Below are 20,414 nucleotides of genomic sequence, written 5' to 3' on the forward strand. Positions count from 1 at the left end.
TATGGCATCACCAATGAAAAAGCTTATGAAAAAAGCACATCATAGTAAGTACGTTTTGTTGCTGATGCGTCATGCTAAAGCTGAGGCTCCTCAAATGGGTGACGATTGGGGTCGTGGGCTTACCGATAAGGGCTTGAAGCAGGCGAAAATTATGGCAAAAGGCTTGGAATCTTTGAAGCTTGTGCCGGATTATATTGTGTGTTCTAGTGCGAACCGTACTGAGCAAACTTTGAAGCGAATGTTGAAGCGTTTTGGCGATGCGCCTGTGGTTGAGTCTCGCAAAAGTCTTTACGATGGTGGTATGCAGTCGGTTATGGACGAGTTGCAGGCGGTTCGAAGCGATGTTCATACGACGATGATTGTGGGCCATGAGCCGACGATGTCTATGGCTGCGCAGTGGCTTTCTTCGCCGGATTCGGATCCGGATGTGCTTGGGGCGATGCGTTTGGGGCTTGCTAATGCGTCTGTTGTGGTGCTTGTGTCTGATCGTCCATTTGCAACTTGCGGCTTGCGCGGCGCCACGGCCCTCGCAATCCTAACCCCCAAATCCTTTGCCTAACCACACGAAATTAAGCATATAAATTAATCTTATAACGACACCCCAAGTTCTTGAATGACCGCATTCAAGCATTTCTTTGCTAGGCTAAAGCGAGTCAAAGAAATTTTTTGGAGGATGTATGTCTGCGGTTTTTACTTCTGTTTCCGGTTTCCCACGTATTGGCGCTAATCGTGAGTTGAAGAAGATTATTGAACGTTACTGGAAGCAGGATGCTTCTTTGGATGAAGTGCGTGAAGTTGCTCAGTCTTTGCGAGCTAAGCATTGGCGTTTGCAAGCTGAAGCTGGAATTGATTTAATTCCAAGTAACGATTTTAGCTACTATGATCAAATGCTCGATACTGCTATTTTGCTTGGTGCTGTGCCTGAGCGTTATCGTAAATTGAATTTTGAGCATGCTGAGGATACGCTTTTTGCTATTGCGCGCGGCTATCAGGGTGAGCGCGGAGATGTGACGGCTTTGCCAATGAAGAAGTGGTTTACTACGAACTACCACTATATTGTTCCGGAAGTTGAGAATCCGGAAGACTTGCATTTGGCTGGAACTAAGCCTTTTGACGAGTTTTTGGAGGCTCGCGCGCAGGGTTTGGAAACGAAGCCTGTGTTGATTGGTCCTTACACGTTCTTGAAGTTGGCTCGTACTCCTGAAGCACAGGAGTTGGAAGTAACTGAGTCTGTTATTTCGGCTCTGGCTTTTGCTTATGCGAGTATTGTTAAGCGTTTTGGCGAGCTTCACGCAACTTGGTTGCAATTTGATGAGCCTTATTTGGCGCTTGATAAAGAGGAAGGCGATTTGGAGCTTTTTGAAGCTTTGTATAAGCCTTTGCTTGATGCTAGGAGTGCGGAAGTTAAGATTCTTCTTAACACTTATTTTGGCAATATTGCTGATGCTTACGAAACTGTGAATAATCTTGGTTTTGACGGCGTTGGTGTTGATTTGGTGGAAGGCAAGGACGAAAATCTTGCGGCCATTGAGCGTTATGGTGTGAACGAAAAAACTACGCTTTTTGCGGGCGTTGTAAACGGACGTAATATTTGGCGCAACGATTATGCTGTGAGCCTTGGGCTTATTGACGCTTTGCGCGAGAATATTACGGATCGAGTGGCTGTTTCTACTGCTTGCTCGCTTCTTCACGTGCCTTTTAGCACTGCTGGTGAGGATGCTTTGGGTGCGGATGTTTTGCAACATTTTGCTTTTGCTGTTGAAAAGTTGCAAGAGATTCGCGATATTGCAAATCTTGCTGCAGAAAGTGACGAAAGCCGCAAGTCAAGTAACGTTTTGGCTAAGAATCAGGCTTTGTTTGACGGTTCGCGCGTGAAAGCAGATGCTGCTGTTGCTAATCGTCTTTCGAATCTTAAAGAGTCTGATTTTGTGCGACTGCCGGAAAGAGCGGAACGCCAGCGTTTGCAAAAGGAAGCTCTTGGCTTGCCGGATTTGCCAACGACTACTATTGGATCTTTCCCGCAAACTAAGGATATTCGTAACGCTCGTGCCGCTCTTCGTAAGGGCGAGATTTCGCGTGAAGCTTACGACGAGTTTATGCGCGATCGCATTGCCAAGTGCATTGAGCATCAGGAGCAGATTGGCTTGGATGTGCTTGTTCACGGCGAGTTTGAGCGCAACGACATGGTTGAATATTTCGGCCAGCATTTGCGCGGCTTTAAGTTTACGAAGAACGCTTGGGTGCAGTCTTATGGTACTCGCTGCGTGAAGCCTCCAATCGTGTGGTCGGATGTTTCTCGCGAGTCTGCAATTACCGTGGCTTGGAGCGCTTACGCTCAAAGCTGCACGAAGCATATTGTTAAGGGCATGCTTACTGGCCCTGTGACGATTCTTAACTGGTCTTGGCCTCGCGAGGATATTACTCACGAGCAGCAGACTCAGCAGTTGGCTCTTGCTATTCGCGATGAAGTGTTGGATTTGGAGCGCGCTGGTATTCGTGTGATTCAGATTGATGAGGCTGCTTTGCGCGAAAAGTTGCCGCTTCGCCGCTCTGATTGGCATAAGAAGTATTTGGATTGGGCGATTGCTGCTTTCCGCTTGGTTCATTCTGCAGTTGCTGCGACTACGCAAATTCACACGCATATGTGCTATTCGGAGTTTAATGACATTATTCGCGACATTGATGCTATGGATGCGGATGTGATTTCTTTCGAGGCTTCTCGTGGCGACTTGGTTGTGCTTGACGCTATTCACGACGCGCATTTTGAAACTGAGGCTGGCCCTGGCGTTTACGATATTCATTCTCCTCGCGTTCCTGGCAAGGCGGAGCTTGTGGAGCGTATTCACGAGATTTTGCGTAAGATGCCTGCCGAGAAACTGTGGATTAACCCGGATTGTGGTCTTAAAACTCGAGGCGACGCTGAAACTTGGCCAAGCTTGGAGAATCTTGTCGCTGCTGCTCGCGAGGTTAGGGAAGAATTGCAAGATAACAAGCTAATAGATCAGCCGAGCAGGGGGTGAGTTGTGGCTTATAAACCAAAGTTTTCGCTAGAAGTTTTTCCACCTAAGCGAACATCTCCTATTGGTACGATTTACGATACTTTGGATGGCTTGAAGGGTCTTGACCCGGATTTTATTTCGGTTACTTACGGCACTGGAAAGCTGCAGGATCGTACTGCTACTGCGCGTATTGCTCATACAATTCGCTCCGAATACGGTATTGACGCGGTTGCGCATTTAACAGCTCGCTACCTTGATTATGATGCTGTTGATGAAGCTTTGGAAATGTTTGATAATGCTGGTGTTTCCGGTGTTTTGGCTTTGCGCGGCGACGTGATTGCTGGCCAGGAAGCGGCAGGCGTTTTTGAGCACGCTAGTGACTTGGTTTATTATATTCGTTCAAAGCGCCCGGATTTGCCGATTTTGGGCGCTTGCTACCCGGAGAAGCATCCGGAGGCGGAAAGTTTGCAAGCGGATATTGATAATTTGAAGCGCAAGGTTGATGCTGGTGTTACGCATTTAATTTCGCAATTATTCTACGATAATGAGGATTTTTTGCGCTTCCGTGATTTAGCTCGTGCGGCTGGCATTAACGTGCCGATTGAGGCTGGAGTAATGCCTGTGGCGAACGCTTCGCAAGTTAAGCGCATGACGAGCTTGTGTGCGTCTCGTATTACTTCGCAAGTTTCCGCAATGATGAATCGTTGGGGGAGTAATGCTGATTGCTTGCGCGATGCCGGCAGTATTTTTGCATCCCAGCAGATTAACGATTTAATTGCCGAAGGAGTGGATGGTATTCACTTGTATACCATGAATCATCCGGGAATTGCGCGCAGAATTTGGGCGAATGTGAAGCCGCTGTTTACGAAGATTGGGTAGGTGGTAGCGTTACGCGAGTTTTGGAGGATTCTTGCGTATCGTCTATGAGTTTTGTAACTGATTTAGTTTTTTGGTTTTGACGAGGCTGGAAAATTTGTGTTTGCGCTTATAGCGCTCGTACACTTTGCGTGTACTCGCTGCTGAGCTTGCGTTGAAAGCACACCGTGCTTTCAACTTGAGCAAGCTCACGCTCCGAGTTGCCTTCGCGCGCGCTTTGACCGAGCTTGAAATCAACAGGATTTCAAGCTCCTTCAAAGCGTGATTTGGCTCAATTGTGAAGCACGGTGTGCTTCACATACCAAATCAGCCGAACGGCTATGCCGTGAGGAATAAGCGCTACGGCAGGTCGTCGCGCCCAGTCCTTCGGGCGCTCTGGCTGCTAAAGGCGCTTATTGTGTTCGCCTATCTTTAAAGAATGTAGCTTCTCAGTCCTCTTTTAGCACTGAACACAATTTTTCCAGCCTCTCAACACACTAAACGACAACACAAAACTCATAGACTCGTTAAGTTTGTTACGTAAAGTGCGTGGTTTACTAAGTGCAACTAAAGTCGCGCAATTAAGCTGCGGTGTGGTGCAACTATCTATTTTTATAGTTTGTTTTGCATATTAATTGCTTCGTTATTCATTCGCGTGGATATTAGTGTGGTAGAGATTTGAGATTTTTTGCACTGAGTGCGGCGAACGTCAGAGCCGCAGGCTGCTGATTCGCCAAGCGAAGAAGAAAAATCGAAAAATCTCTGTGATAAGGCACGGTTATTAACGATTAAACACGCAGAGTTTGGGGGATTTCTTTACGAGCACTAAAAGAGGACTGAGGAAGCAACATTCTTTTAAGAACAAAGCAGACAGTAAAACCTTTAACAGCTAAAGCGACTGAAGGACGGGACGTGCAAGGAAAGAAATCCCACAAAACTCGCGCCACATTAAACAAAGTGCAATATAAATGCATATCTATGTATATATGCGTAAAATAAATGCAATTTATACTAAACATGCGTTTAGAATCGCCATTAAAACTGTAAGCTAGCTTACATTTACTATATTCATTTTGATTGCAAAAACCTGTCGAAAACGTTGAAATAAAGCCCCACGGGGGGGGGGTAGTAGGCTATACGTCATAACAAATATGTTGCAAAAAACTTGTATATTCGGTATTATTGAGTGTGAATCTCAACAAAAGAGATTGCGATTTTGAGAGCTGAACAGAAGTTTGATACGTATTTGACCGTAGTTCAATCAGCGTTTACTGCACAAAGCTCTTTATTGATAAATTCACAAAGACTTGTTCAGAGAGAATCTGTTATTCAAGGAGATACACAATGGCTAATTCAAATTCCGGAAAGCACGCTCGCAAGGTTACATTGGATGCTGCAGTAAGTAATGCGATTGCGAAGGCTGTTGACGCTCGCAAAGTGGCGGCGTTTACGGTTGGAGCCGCTGGCGTGCTGGCTGGTGCAGCGTTCGCTTTTGGCGCAACTCCTGCAATGGCTGCGGAAACTGGTGTGACTCCTGACACAAAGCCGGATGTAGCACAGACGCCTGTGACTACTGGTGAGAATGCTGGTAAGAAGGATGATGCTGGTAATGCTGATTCCAAGGATGATAAAGCTAAGGATGATGCGAAGAAGAATCAGACTGATATTAATAAAGATTTTGAGCAGAAGTCTGAAGAAAAGAAGCAGACTGCAAGCAATGCTGATGAAAAGAAGACTGAGCAGACTGTAGCCAAGACTGAAAATAAGAAGTCTGAGAATACTGCAACTACTGATGATTCTAAGACTGAAACTACTGATGTAAAGACTGCTACATATGCTTCTGTGGGCGTCACGGATCGCGCGTCGAATGCTTCAGAAAACCAAGATTCTAATAAAATTAATCCTGATACATCGGATTCCACTAATACCAAGATTGAAATTAACGAGAATAACGCTGAAACTATGCCAAATGTGTATGGTTGGGGAAGCTCAGATAACACGTATAGCGTAGATGGTGAAAATCACACTATTACTTTCCACTTTGCAGCACCAAAAGATGGTGGAAAAATTACAAATATTGCTATTTTACCTTCTATAACAAATGGTTTGGATAACGCTACCGGCAGAAAGTCTGCTGAATACTATTCTGGCAATGATAGTCTGCACCAGAGCTTCTCTGGAAACTATACGTTTACTCCGAATGATCAAGACGGCTCTGCAACTCTTACGATGAGCACTCTTTTTAGAGATGGCAATATCGGCGCTGCTGAGAAGTATGCAGCAAATCGTTCTATTTTTGTGTACGTAACTGCTAAAGATGGCACTACAACTATTTATAAAACGAATGCATTCCGTGCAGCAACGCTTGTGCCACCAAAGACAGCTGGATCAGTTGTGCTGAAATATAATCAGCCTCTTACGGAGGAGCAGATTCAAGCAGCAATTACCGCTGCTGCTAATGCTGAAACTGCTCGCACAGATAAGAAGTCTGTGAACGATCAGCTTACTGCAGCAAGTACATCGAAGGGTGTATTTACCAGGGAGAATGGTAAAGCGGTACAAGTTGCCGATACCACTGATGGCAAGATCAAAGTAAAATCTGCGGATGCTTATGACGCAAAGCAGTTTGCGGCTATTAATACTAAAAAAACTGGCGATACAGACTCTTATGTAGCTGGTGCGAAGACTCTTAACACCTATATGGTTACGGATTTGGGCTTTAAGTCCGGGGCTATTCCGCTTACAGTTGCGCGCTACGATACGCGCATTGATAAGCCGATTGTTGAAGATCCGACTAATGTTTCGGCTGAAGTTAAGGAAGATATTAAAAAGAAGCTTGCGCGCCTTAATAACGTAAGCCTAGATCAGGTGACCATTAACGACCAGGGTGAATTCACTATCAACTTTGCTGGCGTGGATCCAAAGGACGCTCCTAAGATTGCACTGCGAGACCTCGTTTTGAAGAAGCTCACGGACGGCGAGTTTGTTGTTCCTTCAAACGACAAAGCAGTCTTTGTTGCTAATCCACTTGGATATTCAAAGGCCGAGATTGAACGAATCAAGACAGCTATTTTTGAAGCCAACAAAGATAATCAAGAGCTTGATCTTACCAGCAAAGATCAGATTACGCTTGAGTATGTCAAAGGAGATACTACCGTTGGTCATGAAAATATAGGCATCTCGAATGGTCAAGCGGAAAATACAATTACCGTTAAAATCAAGACCGACAAGTCAGTTGCTGAGTTTACATCTAATGTAAAAGAGAGCAAGCTCACCAAGCTTCCAAATATTCGTACGGATTACGACGTTACTTGGACTAAGACTAAGATTGATGGTCGCGATACCGACGAGGGTATTTCTTGGAGTAATGATAGTAAAACCACTATCATCTACCGTTACGACCCAACTAAAGCGCAAGAGTTTGATACAACAAAGATTCTTGGTTTGCTGAAGGCTAAACCAAAGGATCCAAAGTCTGGTTTGCGAGATCTTACAGGCGGCGAGCAGCTCGATCATGAAGATGTAAACGGTAAGCCCCGCAAGTCGCACATGAAATACGCCCTTAAAGATAATGAGCCAACTGGCGAGCTTACGCTTGGCAATATGGGTGGCGCTTATTGGTCTGGGAATCAGAAAGTTTCTAATTCTGACGTAGACCTCGGTGATAATTTATCAATATCTGGTTCGTATTCATGGGATCCAGAAGCTGGCTCTGTAACGGTAGCAGGCAAAAAGGACAAGATTTTCAAGGCGCGCTTGTTTGTTGAGCCATATGCAATGTCGTACTATAAGGATGTTTATCTGGAGAAAAATCGCCATCCAGGCAATACAGCAAAGGCAATTAACGTTATCTTTGTGCCGCAAACGAATCACAAGACGAGTGATTTGAAGAAGTCGGTTGATGATCACAAGACTGTTCCTGTTGAAGGCAAAGATGTTCCAACACAGTCAGCCTATTACAACGCTTCTGATAAGAAGAAAGAGGCGTACGATAAGGCGTTGCAAACTGCAAAGGACTTGTATGAGTCTGTAAAGGATATCGACGAGTCGAAGCTTACCGAGCCGCAGAAGGCTGATATCGATAACGCCACGATTAACCTTAATAAGGCACGCGCCGAGCTTGATGGTCCTGACACCATCAAGGACGGCTTGGATAAGTCGATAACCGAAGATGGTACGCCTGCTGAAGGTCAACAAGCTACAACTGGTACAAAAGCTAGCGATAAGTACAAGAATGTTACTGAGCCTGACTTTAGGAAGGCCGACGGTTCTGCTGACACTGAAAGGAATGAGGCAGCTAAGAAAGCCAAGGAAGATTACGACAAGGCTCTTGAAGACGCTAAGACGTTAAAGGAAGACAAGAACGCTACGCAGAAGGCTGTTGATGCTGCCAAGGCTAAGCTGGACGCTGCGCGCGCAAAGCTTAACGACTTCACCACCAACAAGGATGAGTTGAATAATGCCATCGCTCAGCATGGTAAGGTAAACACGGGCGATGCAAAGAAGACTGATCCTACAGAGAAGATTAAGACTGCCGACCCAACCTACCAGAACTCGAGTGAGAAAGAGCGCAAGGCGTACGACGACGCTGTAGCAGAAGCGGACAGAGTCTCCAAGGAACCAAACGCTTCCCAGAGGGAAGTGAACGAGGCTATCAAGAAGCTTAAGGAAGCTAAGGATGCGCTCGACAAGAACGCAACCAACAAGGCTCCTCTTGACGCTGCTGTTCAAAATAGCTTCGATAACAATGATGGCAAGCAGAGTGTGTTCTATACGAACGCCAAGAATAAGGCTAATGATTCGAGCGCAAGTGACGCTGATAAGCAGGCGGCTCAGAAGGCAATCGATGATTACGATAAGGCACTTGCAGAAGCTAAGAGAGTGCTTGGTGAAAAGAACGCTACAAATGCCGATGTAAAAAAGGCTAAGGAAGCGCTTGAAAAAGCAGAAGCAGCACTTCATGCTGATAAGTACTCTACGGATGAAACCGATCTTGGTAAAGCGCTTGCTGACAACTTTAGTGGCTACCTGATGCCAGCCTACTTCAACGCCTTTGATAAGGCGCAAACAGGTGACGAGCAGGCTAAGAAAGACTTCAAAGCCTATAACGACGCTTATCACGCTGCAAAAGACTTGATGGAAAATTTGAAGAAGCCTGATAGCACAATAACGCAAACAGACGTTGACAAAGTTAAGCAACAACTTCTTGACGCGCGTAAGATTATCGACACTTATGCAACCGACACCAGCAAGATTTCGGCGGCGTTGCTTCACAGCTTGGCTATAACTAAAAGCCCAGCGTATCTAAACGCGTCTGCAAATACTGATCCAAATTCTGAGGAAGCTAAGGCAGCGAAAGCATACGATGATGCTCTTAAGGCTTTGCAAGATGCCTTCAATGATAAGATGCCTCAAGATACGGTAGATGGCAAGCCTGGTAGTGCTCCAATCTCAACAAATAATATTCCTGTAAAGAATGGAGATACTAGTAGCCCTGACTATCTTAAGAACATCCAGTCTCATGCTAAGGGTCAGCCTTTGAATAGGGATGTAACAAAGCTCCTTGCAGATCTTAAAAAAGCTGTTGAAGGTCTGGATAAGTTTAAGACTAAGACCGATGACTTGATTAAGTCTGTTAACGAGGATGATGCTACCAAGCAGACCCCTGCGTATAAGAATGCTTCGGTACCTGATTTCAAGAATGACGATGGAACTGAGGATACAACTAAGAAAGAAGCAGCTAAAAAGGCGGTGGACGCTTATGGTGAAGCGCTCAACAAAGCAAAAGAAAAGCTAAACGATCCTAACGCTACACAGAAGGACATCAACGACGCCAAGACCGCCCTTGATAATGCCCGCAAAGAGCTTGACAAGTACAACACCGACACCACCAAGCTCCAAAAGAGTGTTAGCGAACACGGTAAAGAGAAGCAGGGTGACGCAGCTGCTACCGAAGGTACTGTTACATCTGATGCGTATCGCAACGCGTCTGATCCTCACTTCATGAAGGAAGAGGGCGGCAAACTTGTTCCTGATAAGGAGAAGAATGAGAAGGCTGCTGCAGACAAGAAGGCGTATGACGAAGCTTTGACCAAAGCTCAGGAGCTTTTGAAGAAGCATGACAGCGCCGATACGCCACAAGATGTAAGGCCAACGCAAAAAGAAATCAACGATGCACTTAAGGCTCTTGATGAAGCACGTACCAAGCTTGACACGTACAAGACTGATACCACTGCTTTGAACACAGAAGCTGAGAAGTCTAAGGCAGATACCGAAGGCGCTAGTGTAGATGGCAAGTTCGAGGACTCTCCAGAGTTTAAGAATGCCGACGGTAAGGAAACTGGCAAGGACGACGTTAAGGCATACAAGGACGCACTGAAAACTGCGCGCGATCTTGTAAAGGCTGCAACGGAGCAAGGCAAGAAGAACAGCGAGCGTCCAACGCAAAAGGAGATAAACGAGGCGCTTGACGCTCTGAAAGCGGCCAAGAAGCAGATTACCGACAACTACAAGACGAATCTTGAAGCGTTGACTGCTGCCAAAGACTTTGCAGGTGGCGACTTCAAGAATACGCCTGAGTATAAGAATGCTGTGGCGCTTAAGGATGACAATTCTGCAACCGCTGATCAAGATAAGAAAGGTAAAGCTAAGGACGCTGTTGAAGCTCTTGACGATACCGTTGATAACAGCGCTCTGAAGAAAGCTAAGGCCATCATTGACAATCCAACTGGTAAAACTCAGAAGGAAGTTGATGAAGCGCTTAAGACTTTGCAAGAAGCCATGGACAAAGTTACCAGCGACTACAAGACCAACGTTGACAAGCTTAATAACGAAGTTGGTGATAAGGATGCCCAGGGCAATCCTGTAACTCCTAAGTTTGAAGAGTCGATTCCGTACAAGAACGCTCTTGAAAAGAAGAACGCTGGCGACACTGATGCGACCTCAAAGCTTAATGCTTACGCCGAGAAAGTTGCTGCAGCAAATGCACTTATCGAGAAGGTCAAGAATCCTGATCCAAACGCAAAGCCAGAAGATCGTCCAACTCAGAAGCAGGTTGATGATGCTCTTGATGCTTTGAAGAAAGCAAAGCAAGACATCGATGACAACTTCAAGACCAAAGTTGACGACTTGCAGAAGGAAGTTGACGATAAGGATAATACTGGCACAACTAAGGTTCCTGACATTGAGAATACAACCGAGTTCAAGAACCTCAAGGACAAAGTTGATGGAGATAAGAAGCCTGATGACCTTGTAGCGTATGAGCAGGCTTTGGCAAAGGCTAAGGAACTCATCGATAAGAACGATGGCGAGGTTGCTGATCCTGCAGACCCGACTAAGAAGGTTGCTGTTCCAAAGGATCAACTCCCAACACAACAAGAAGTTGACGAGGCTCGGAAGGCTCTTAAGGAAATCAAAGACAAGATTCTTGCCAACTACAAGACCAATCCAGCCGAGCTGCAAATGGAAGTCGATAAGTCTAAGGATGGCAAAGACGACCCGCGTGAGGACGTGTTCGAGAACACTCCTGCGTTCAAGAACGCGACTGCTAAGGGTGATGAAGCTGCTCAGAAGGCTCTTAAGGATTACAACGACAAGCTCGCGGAAGCCCAGAGGCTCCTTAGTGCCTTTAATCGCAATGATGGCACAGTAAAAGATAAGAATGATTTCCCAGAAGGCATGACTCAGGCTCCAACCAAAAAGCAGCTCGACGATGCACTTCAGAAGCTACAAGATGCTAAGTCGAAGATAGAAAAAGACTATGCAACTAAGAAAGAAGAGCTGAAGTCTGAAGCGGATGCTGATGGTGATTTCACTAAGTCTCCTGAGTATCAGAATGCTCAAGCTAAGGGTGATGACGCATCTAAGCAAGCTCTTGAAGACTACAAGAACGCGCTCGACGAAGCTAATTCTGTGCTTGCAGATCCTAATGCAACTCAGGCTGAGGTTGATGCGGCATTGCAGAGGCTTAAGGATGCTAAGAAGAAGCTTACTGATTCTAATAAGACTGATAAGTCTGGGCTACAGTCTGAAGCTGATGCTGATGCTAAGTTCCGTAAGTCTGTGTACTTCATTATTGGCAATCGCGACGATATTGACGCGTATAACAAGGCTTTGGCTGAGGCTAATAGTGTGCTTAACGATCCTAACGCAACTCAGGCTCAGGTTGATGAGGCTTTGAGAAAGCTTCAGGCTGCTAAGTATAAGATTAATCATCCGTTTGGCGTTGGCAGTGGTGTTGGAAGCGGTAGCGGCTATGACACCGATGCTGATGCTGGGGATGGCTTTGATACTAGTGATCCTCAGAGCGCTTCGGTTGATAAGTCTGCTTTGCAACTCGAAGTTAATAATTCTGAAGCGGATTCTTCTGCTGCGTCTAAGACGAATACTGCTGCTGCTAGAGCTTATGTGAGTGCTTTGGCTGAAGCTAAGCGTGTGCTTGCTGATAAGAATGCTACTCAGGCTCAGGTTGATGCGGCTTTGAGGAAGCTTCAGGCTGCTAAGGCTGCGTGGCGTAATGCTTCTGGTGCTTCCGGTAATGCTATTGGTCTTGCTAAGACGGGTGCTGCAACTGGCTTGTTTGCAAGTCTTGCCGCAGTCTTCTCCGGACTTGGTGTTGCAGGCGTAGCTTCTCGCCGTCGCAAGCACTCTAACGAGTAGTCTCGCTCATAACTAAGTAATCCCTCGCAGGTTATCCTCCGATAATCCGCGAGGGATTTTTGTACACCACCACAATGTAAAGTTGCGGTATGGAAAGTGCGAACAGAACAGATAGTGCAACTACTGAAACCAACTGCAACGAAAGCAGCACAAACTCTTCCGCACTCACCTCAAGAAGCCTTATTAAAGCCGGTTTTTCTCGCCCGGATGCCGCACGTTGTGCAATGATGGCAATACGCAAAAACTGCAATAAAATATCGTTTGAAACACTACTAAGAAGCGCGCTCACAGTTGAAGATCCAGATTCTGCATTGCTTTCATTGCAAGATTTAAGTGAAGCATACCCAGAAATAATAAATAATATTTCAACTTCAAATTCGCAAGTATCTGACTCATTAACAAGCCTAATGCAAGTATTAGGTGCGTCTAACGCGTTGGCAATGCTTATGCGCACAAGACCTAATCTTATAAAAGCTGCAGCAAATGACCCGAATCATCTTTTTGCAATGACTAGGGAAGAACGCGTAAAAGACTTACTCGAAGCAATACAAGCGTATACTGCAACAGTTGTTTCTTCTGAAAGCAGCGATTCTAACACAATTTATTTAACATCACTCGGCTTTGCGCAAGCAGTTTCTGCGCTTCGTGCGCGCTACCGTGAGCATGTTGCTGCAATTATGGCAGCTGATTTAGCGAGCGCTGACCCTGTTGAAGTGCAGCCAGATATTAGTCGTAAGCTCTCCGACGCTGCCGATGCTGTTCTAGAGGCAGCGTTGTCTATTTCGCGAGGACAGGTTACTGGTTCTTCCGCATGCAGATTTGCGATTATTGCTATGGGCAAGCTTGGTGCGCAAGAAATTAACTACGTTTCCGATATCGATTTGATTTATGTTGTGGAGCCTGCGGATTTAAGCAACAAGCAGAACCAGGATGCTGCCTTGCGCGTTGGTGCTTCTATGGCGATGGTTTTGCAAAAAGTATGCCAGTCGGTGGTTATGGGCTCTGTGGAGCCTCCGCTTTGGCAGATTGATACTGCGCTTCGCCCGGAAGGTAAGGATGGTCCTCTTGTTCGTAGGCTGGATTCTCATAGGGAATATTACGAAAAGTGGGCGAGTAGCTGGGAGTTTCAGGCGCTTTTGAAGTCGCGCCCTGCAGCAGGGGATGCGGATCTTGGAAAAGCTTATCGCGATATGGTCGAGCCGTTTATTTGGAAGGCTTCTGGTCGTGAGCATTTTGTGGCGGACTGCCAGCATATGCGTCAGCGTGTGGAGTCGCTTATTCCGGCTTCTCAACGCGATTTGGATATGAAGCTTGGTCGCGGAGGCTTGCGTGATGTTGAGTTTACTGTGCAAATGCTGCAGCTTGTGCACGGAAGTGAGGATGAGTCGCTTCGAGTAAGGGATACTATTTCTGCTTTGCAAGCGTTGGCTCAAGGTGGCTACGTCTCTAGGTCTCAGGCTGCGCTTTTGGCAGAACACTACCGTTTTGAGCGTGTTCTTGAGCATCGTCAGCAAATGTGGAGTATGCATCGCACGCATTTGTTCCCAGATTTGGGTGCGCAAGGAAACGGCGGCTTGGATCGCGCGCGCACAATTTCTACAGAGCAGCTTAACAACAATGAGCAGATTTGCCGCCTTGCTCGTGCTGTGAGGCTTCGTCCGGAAGAGTTAGTTGCGCGTTTTGATAAAGCTCGTCGTGAAATTCGGCACTTGCATAAGGATATTTACTACCGTCCGATGCTTCCTATTAACGCTCAAACGGATGCGGATCCTATTGTGCTTTCGCCGGAGGCTGCTCGTGCGCGCTTTGCTTCTATTGGTTTTGCGGATGCTCGCGCAGCACAGTTGCATGTTGAAGCGCTTACAGAGGGGCTTTCTAGGGCTGCTAAAATTCATAGAATTTTGCTTCCGGCAGTGTTGAAGTGGCTTGGCGACGGGCAGAATCCGGATATGGGTTTGCTTGCGTGGCGGCGTCTTGCTGAGCGTTTTGGCGGAAAGAACACTTATCTTGGTTTTTTGCGTGATTCTCCTTCCGCAGCTCAGCGTCTTTGCCACGTTTTGGCGGATTCGCGCTATCTTGGCGACGCTATGATGCAGTCTATTCAGTCTATTACTTGGCTTGGTGACGACGAAGCGTTATCTGCGCGCGATAGGGCAAGTCTCGACATGCAAACTAGTGCAATGGTTGCGCGTTATGCAAGTAATATTGCGGATTTTGCGCAGTCTTTGCGCGCTCTTCGCAGGCAGGAAATTGAGCGCGTTGCTTTAGCTTGGATGTGTGGTCTTATTGATGACGATACTTCTATGCTTGCAATGAGTGATGTGTTTGATGCTATTTTAGATGCGACTTTGCAATGGTCTATGCGTGAAGCTGTGTCAGTCATGAATTTGAATGCTCCTCAAGCTGAGATTGCTATTATTGCTTTAGGTCGCTACGGCGGTAGAGAAGTAAACTTCTGTTCTGACGCAGATATTATGGTAATTTACAAGCCGGTTGGTGAAGATTGCGATTTAAACGCAGCTCACCGCTTTGCGCAAAAAACTGTAGATATTTTGCGTAATATTTTGCAAGGTCCTCTTACGCTTGAACCAAAAATCATGGTCGATTTGGATTTGCGTCCGGAAGGAAAAGACGGTCCGCTTGTTCGTTCGCTAGAATCTTGCGAAAAGTATTATCGTCAATGGGCTAGCACTTGGGAGCATCAAGCGTTGTTGCGAGCGCGTTTTGCTGCAGGTTCTAAGGAGTTGGCGGATGCTTTGCTCAACGGAGTTGTAAACGAATTGCGTTACGCTGCAAATCCTCTTAGTGAATCTCAGCTTGCTGAAATTCGTAAGCTTAAAGCTCGCATGGAAGCGGAGCGTTTGCCTCGAGGAGTTAGTAGGGACAGGCATTTGAAGCTTGGTCGCGGCGGTTTAAGCGATGTTGAGTGGACTGTGCAATTGATGCAATTGCAATATGCTTCAAAGCATGAATCTTTACGAGTAGTTGGAACTATGCAAGCGCTGAAAGCATTGCAATCTGAGCATTTTATAAGCGACGAGGATGCTGAAGTTTTAAGCCGCTGCTGGCATATGTGTTCTGCAGTGCGCAACGCAAACTTCTTGTGGTCTGGATCAATGGCTCGCGCAGATATTATTCCAACTGACTCGTATTCTTTGGGTGGAATCGCAACTTACCTTGGCTACGAGCCGAATCAGGGCCGCGTTTTTGAAAACGATCTTCTAGCAACTATGCGTCAGTGCCGCGAAATCATGTCTCGTCTTTTCTACGCTCGCTAATCATTTCATCTTTAGTCACTTTGCGTTTATTGTTGCATTATTTGTTTTAGGTTATAATTACAAAACGGGAGGTGATTTTTAATGAAAAATGCAGTAATAAGTAATGATGTAAAAGAAAGAGCTAACTCTTCAGTTTTTTATGCTGATGCTTCTGCGCCTATAAAACAAGCAGTCAGTAGTGAAAATTTAGAAGAAAATGACGAATTATTATCTACTGATTTTGCTGCAAAACTTATGCATAGTTATAAGCAGTCAGTTTCTGGTTTAGCACGCCCATATGCGGATGTTTTTGCTGAGTTAGAAAAGGGCTTGTAATGAGTTCTTTTAATATTCTTGTTACTCAAGATGCAGAAAATGATTTAAAAAATATAAGAGACTATGTTGCATCTAATATCTCTAAGAAAACTTCTGTAAGAATTATTAATCTTATTAAATCTAGTATTGAAAGACTGTCTCTTTTTCCTCAGTTTGCACCTGTAGTCAAGTATGAGCCTTGGAATTCACTTGGCGTGCGTCGTATAGTTGTAAAGAATTTTCTTGTTTATTACAGAGTTGTTTTAGAAGAAAATACAGTTTATATTTTGAAGGTTACTTATGGTAAACGTAATCAACAAACTGTATTGGAACAAATAGATTTATTGGATTAAATACTTATTAAATGTTGCATAATAAGTTATAGTTCTTCGCCACTCCGGGTGGTGGATTCGTCAACGCTAATCAGTAAAATTACGTAGGTCGCGTGTGGTTGCGACCGTCTTGCCAATTGACGGAAGGTGAGCGGTACTTATTATGACGAACGCAATTTCTAGTTCTTTGCATCAAACTTTTTCTCGCAGCACAATTGCAAATTCTCTAGCTGGCAAAAGTGTTGTTACATTAGACGATATTTCAACAGCACAAATACGAATGCTCTTAGACAAAGCGCGATACATTGATTCGCACCGTAAAGAAGTGGCTCACACTTGCGATGGCAGAGTGTTGGCCACTCTTTTTTATGAGCCGAGCACGCGCACTCGCTTAAGCTTCGAAACAGCAATGCTGCGTTTGGGCGGAAAAGTAATCGGTTTTGCAGGTGCGCAACTTTCTAGCGCAAGCAAGGGTGAAACTGTAAACGATACTTTGAAAGTCGTGTCTAACTATGTTGATGTTGTTGCAATGCGTCACCCAAAGGAGGGTGCTGCTTTCGTTGCTACGCAAGCTGTGAGCACGCCTATTATTAACGCGGGCGACGGCGGTCACATGCATCCTACGCAAACTCTTGCAGACTTGGCAACTATTCTTGCGCGATTTGGCCGCCTTAATAATCTCACTGTCGGCTTGTGCGGCGACTTAACATATGGTCGCACAGTTCACTCGCTTATTGAAACTTTGTGCCGCTTTGGAAACGTTCATTTTGTGCTAATTAGCCCAGATGAGCTTAAAACTCCTCAGTACGTAATCGACCGCATTAACGATACGCCTTCGTGCACTTACGAAGAAACTCACGACTTGATGGAAGTTATTGGCAAGCTTGACGTGCTTTACATGACTCGCGTGCAAGAAGAGCGTTTTACGGATCGCGAGCAATACTTGCGACTTCGCGACACGTATATTTTGACGGAAGAAAAGTTGCAAAAAGCAAAGTCGCATATGCCTGTGCTGCATCCGCTTCCGCGAATTAATGAGATTGCTGTTGACGTTGATGACGATCCTCGCGCAGCATACTTTGAGCAGGTTAAAAACGGTATGCTTATGCGCATGGCTTTGGAAAGTTCCGTTCTTGGCGACGAGCTTTGCGGCTACGAGCCAACTGATTTTGTGAACGTTCCAGAAGACGAATTGCAATCTGTTGACGCGCACGGAATTTCATTAGCGGATCCTCGCGTGCATGTAACGGACGTGAATGCGCCTGAAAATCTTACTTGCCCGAATCCTCGCTGCATAACAAACAGCGAACTAACTCTTAAACGCAAGTTCTACAAAGCTGATTCCGTAAGGCAAGAGTATCGCTGCATGTATTGCGACGAAGAAGCAGAAAGTAAGTAAAAAATTTAATAATATTATTGTATAACTGTAAAAATTACGCAAAACCAGGAGTGAAATGAACGAATCAGGCACCTTAACTTTGCGCAATATCTTTGTGTGGGATACTGGCGAACGTATTGATCTTATTGTTGATGGCGTTCGTCAGGATGCCCTTATAGAGCAGAATGCGCGCGTTACTGGCGACATTGACGCAAGCGATTGGGTTGTTGCTCCTGGTTTTGCAGATCCGCATGTGCATTTTAGAGATCCAGGTCAAACAGCAAAAGAAACAATGATGACCGGCAGTGAGGCTGCTGCGGCTGGCGGTTATACGCAAGTTTTGATTATGCCAAATACTGTTCCAGCTCTTGACGGCGAGCCTTGGGAAGATGCTCCATTTGATGTAGAAAACGTAGTTGACTATTTGCAGCGTTATGGTTGCATTTACGGCGTAAAATTGCCAGTTCGCTACGATTTGAGCGTGTGTGCATCATTGGGACGTAAAGGCTTAAAACCAAGCAATATTGAGCTTTGGAAAAAGTATGTTGCTGGAATCGATGACGACGAAAAAACTTCTCCTATGAAAAAGCACCCGATTACTGCTATAAGCGACGACGGTGCTGCAGTACCTGAACCGATTTTGCGAGATGTGTTAGCTATGGCAAAACAAACTGGTTTGCCATTCGTGGAGCATTGCGAGCATCATGATACGGGAGCTGTGAACGAGGGGCCGATTGCAAAAATGCTTGGCGTTGGCGGAATTCCAGCTTCTACTGAGCTTGCAATTGTTCAGCGAGATATTGATGCTTCCCGCGAAACTGGCGTACATGTGCATTTCCAGCATGTGAGCACTGCTGCTGCGTTTGAAGCTATTCGTAAGGCAAAGAAAGAGGGTTTGCCAATTACGTGCGAAACTGCGCCTCACTATCTAGCTTTGTGTGATGAGGATGTTTTGCGATATGGTGCTATGGCTAAGATGAATCCTCCTCTTCGTTCTAAAGCGGACAGGCAAGCAACGCTCGCTGCTATTGCAGATGGCACAATTGACATGATTGCAACAGATCACGCGCCTCACACTGCGGAAGAAAAGTCAGGAGATTTTGCAAGTACTCCTAACGGAATTATTGGGCTTGAGTGCGCGTACGGCGTGTGCCGCAAAGTTTTGGTTGATGCAGGATATACGGACGATAAGCATTTAATCGAATTAATGGCAGTAAATCCAATGCAATTGATGAGCAGAAGACCTACTGATATTGCGGCTTTGCTTAATGTTTCTTCGCGATGTGCAAACAAGCGAACGCTGCGTTTAAGTATTACTGAGCACCCTGAAAACGTTGATTTAGTGCTGATTAATATGCGCGAAAATTGGGCGGTTGACGCAAATTCGTTCCATTCAAAAGCTCGAAACACTCCTTTTGATGGATGGCAGCTTACAGGCAGGCCTGTTGCGACGATTATTGGTTCAGAAATTGCTTTCTCGAGAATGTGATTGATTGAATATAAATTTGGAATGGTAGTAAATTATGGACGAACTTATTGAAGCGATTGCAGCCAAGCAAAATCCTAGCGTTGTGGGCTTGGACCCTAAGCCTGGAATTGTTCCTGCGGAAATTATTAGCTCTCTTGCGGACGAAGTTTTGCAAGAAGTAGAAGGCGAGGATGCGCTGCCAACGCTCTTAGCTACAGCTTATTTTGAGTTTAATCGTGCGATTATTGACGCGGTTTCGGATATTGTGCCGGCAGTAAAGCCGCAAATTGCAATGTACGAGGCGCTTGGTCCTGCAGGTATTGATACTTACGCAATGACTTGCGAGTATGCGAAATCGCAAGGATTAGTTGTAATAGGTGACGCAAAGCGCGGAGATATTGGCTCTACTGCTGGTCAGTATGCGGCTCATTTAAGCGGTTTTGCTAATCTTTCTGCATATTTTGAAGACGAAAATGCTACTGATAACGCACTGCCACAATCTCTTAAAAATCTTCTAAAAAGCTCTAAAAATCTTGACGTTTGGCATGAAGATTCGCTTACAGTAAACCCTTATATGGGTTCGGATGGTGTGAAGCCTTTTATCGATGAAGCATTAGCGCATGATAAAAGCATTTTCGTGCTGCTTCGCACTTCGAATCCTTCTAGCAAGGAGCTTCAAGAGCTTATTTTGCAAGATGGCAAGCCAGTGTATGAGCATATGGCTGATTTGATTGAGAACTGGGGTGCTTCAAGCATTGGCAAGCACGGTTATTCAAGAGTTGGTGCAGTTGTAGGTGCCACGCATCCGCAGGAGGGTAAGCGTTTGCGCGAGATTATGCCGCATACTTTCTTCTTGGTTCCAGGCTATGGCGCTCAAGGCGGTACTGCTCAAGATGTTGCTGGAATGTTTGATGCAAACTCTGAAGGTGCTATTGTAAATTCTTCGCGCGGTATTATTGGTGCTTGGAAAAAGTCTGAAGATTACGCTAAAAATCAAGGGAATATGTCTCTCGATGACATTCTTGATATTGTGCGTGATTCTGCAGCTTTTGCCGCGAGAAACATGCGAGATGACTTGCGTAATGCAGTGTATCGCTAGAATGTATAACAAAATGTATAACAAAAAATAAAACTTAAAAATAAAATTAAAAA

General features: G+C 45.5%; 10 protein-coding genes. All 10 read left to right on the forward strand.

All coding sequences use genetic code 11. The annotated features are described in order from the left end of the window. Window position 1: 1 nt before the first annotated feature. The 10 genes from AC1EK3_RS00955 (at window position 2) to pyrF (ending at window position 20,361) form a co-directional block, all read left to right on the forward strand. Entirely contained in the window at window positions 2-559 is a 558-nt protein-coding gene (locus tag AC1EK3_RS00955; protein ID WP_480033243.1) for a SixA phosphatase family protein, read from the forward strand. Window positions 560-677: 118 nt separating this feature from the next. Further along, window positions 678-3,020 carry a 5-methyltetrahydropteroyltriglutamate--homocysteine S-methyltransferase gene (metE, locus tag AC1EK3_RS00960; RefSeq protein ID WP_480033242.1) on the forward strand — a complete coding sequence of 781 codons (2,343 nt, stop codon included), beginning with the start codon at window positions 678-680 and terminating at the stop codon, window positions 3,018-3,020. 3 nt (window positions 3,021-3,023) lie between these two features. Beyond that, the gene (gene metF / locus AC1EK3_RS00965) at window positions 3,024-3,878 is read left to right on the forward strand and encodes a methylenetetrahydrofolate reductase [NAD(P)H] (protein ID WP_480033241.1); all 855 of its coding nucleotides are present in this window, start codon (window positions 3,024-3,026) and stop codon (window positions 3,876-3,878) included. Window positions 3,879-5,198: 1,320 nt separating this feature from the next. Continuing rightward, window positions 5,199-12,512: a peptidase gene (locus AC1EK3_RS00970; protein ID WP_480033743.1), complete on the forward strand. Its 7,314-nt coding sequence runs from the start codon at window positions 5,199-5,201 to the stop codon at window positions 12,510-12,512. Window positions 12,513-12,601: 89 nt separating this feature from the next. Further along, window positions 12,602-15,790: a bifunctional [glutamine synthetase] adenylyltransferase/[glutamine synthetase]-adenylyl-L-tyrosine phosphorylase gene (locus tag AC1EK3_RS00975; protein WP_480033239.1), complete on the forward strand. Its 3,189-nt coding sequence runs from the start codon at window positions 12,602-12,604 to the stop codon at window positions 15,788-15,790. A gap of 81 nt (window positions 15,791-15,871) precedes the next feature. Then, complete coding sequence (locus tag AC1EK3_RS00980) at window positions 15,872-16,105, forward strand: hypothetical protein (protein WP_117009003.1); 234 nt, start codon at window positions 15,872-15,874, stop codon at window positions 16,103-16,105. Then, complete coding sequence (locus tag AC1EK3_RS00985; RefSeq protein ID WP_480033238.1) at window positions 16,105-16,437, forward strand: type II toxin-antitoxin system RelE/ParE family toxin; 333 nt, start codon at window positions 16,105-16,107, stop codon at window positions 16,435-16,437. The genes AC1EK3_RS00980 and AC1EK3_RS00985 overlap by 1 nt, the downstream gene beginning before the upstream one ends. A 142-nt stretch (window positions 16,438-16,579) precedes the next feature. Then, window positions 16,580-17,815, forward strand: a complete 1,236-nt coding sequence (gene pyrB / locus AC1EK3_RS00990; protein ID WP_480033237.1) for an aspartate carbamoyltransferase — start codon at window positions 16,580-16,582, stop codon at window positions 17,813-17,815. 55 nt (window positions 17,816-17,870) lie between these two features. Then, the gene (locus tag AC1EK3_RS00995; RefSeq protein WP_480033236.1) at window positions 17,871-19,283 is read left to right on the forward strand and encodes a dihydroorotase; all 1,413 of its coding nucleotides are present in this window, start codon (window positions 17,871-17,873) and stop codon (window positions 19,281-19,283) included. A 34-nt stretch (window positions 19,284-19,317) separates the two neighbouring features. Further along, the gene (gene pyrF, locus AC1EK3_RS01000; protein WP_480033235.1) at window positions 19,318-20,361 is read left to right on the forward strand and encodes an orotidine-5'-phosphate decarboxylase; all 1,044 of its coding nucleotides are present in this window, start codon (window positions 19,318-19,320) and stop codon (window positions 20,359-20,361) included. Window positions 20,362-20,414 lie beyond the last annotated feature (53 nt).

The sequence above is a fragment of the Gardnerella sp. C0026F2 genome (assembly GCF_056590715.1).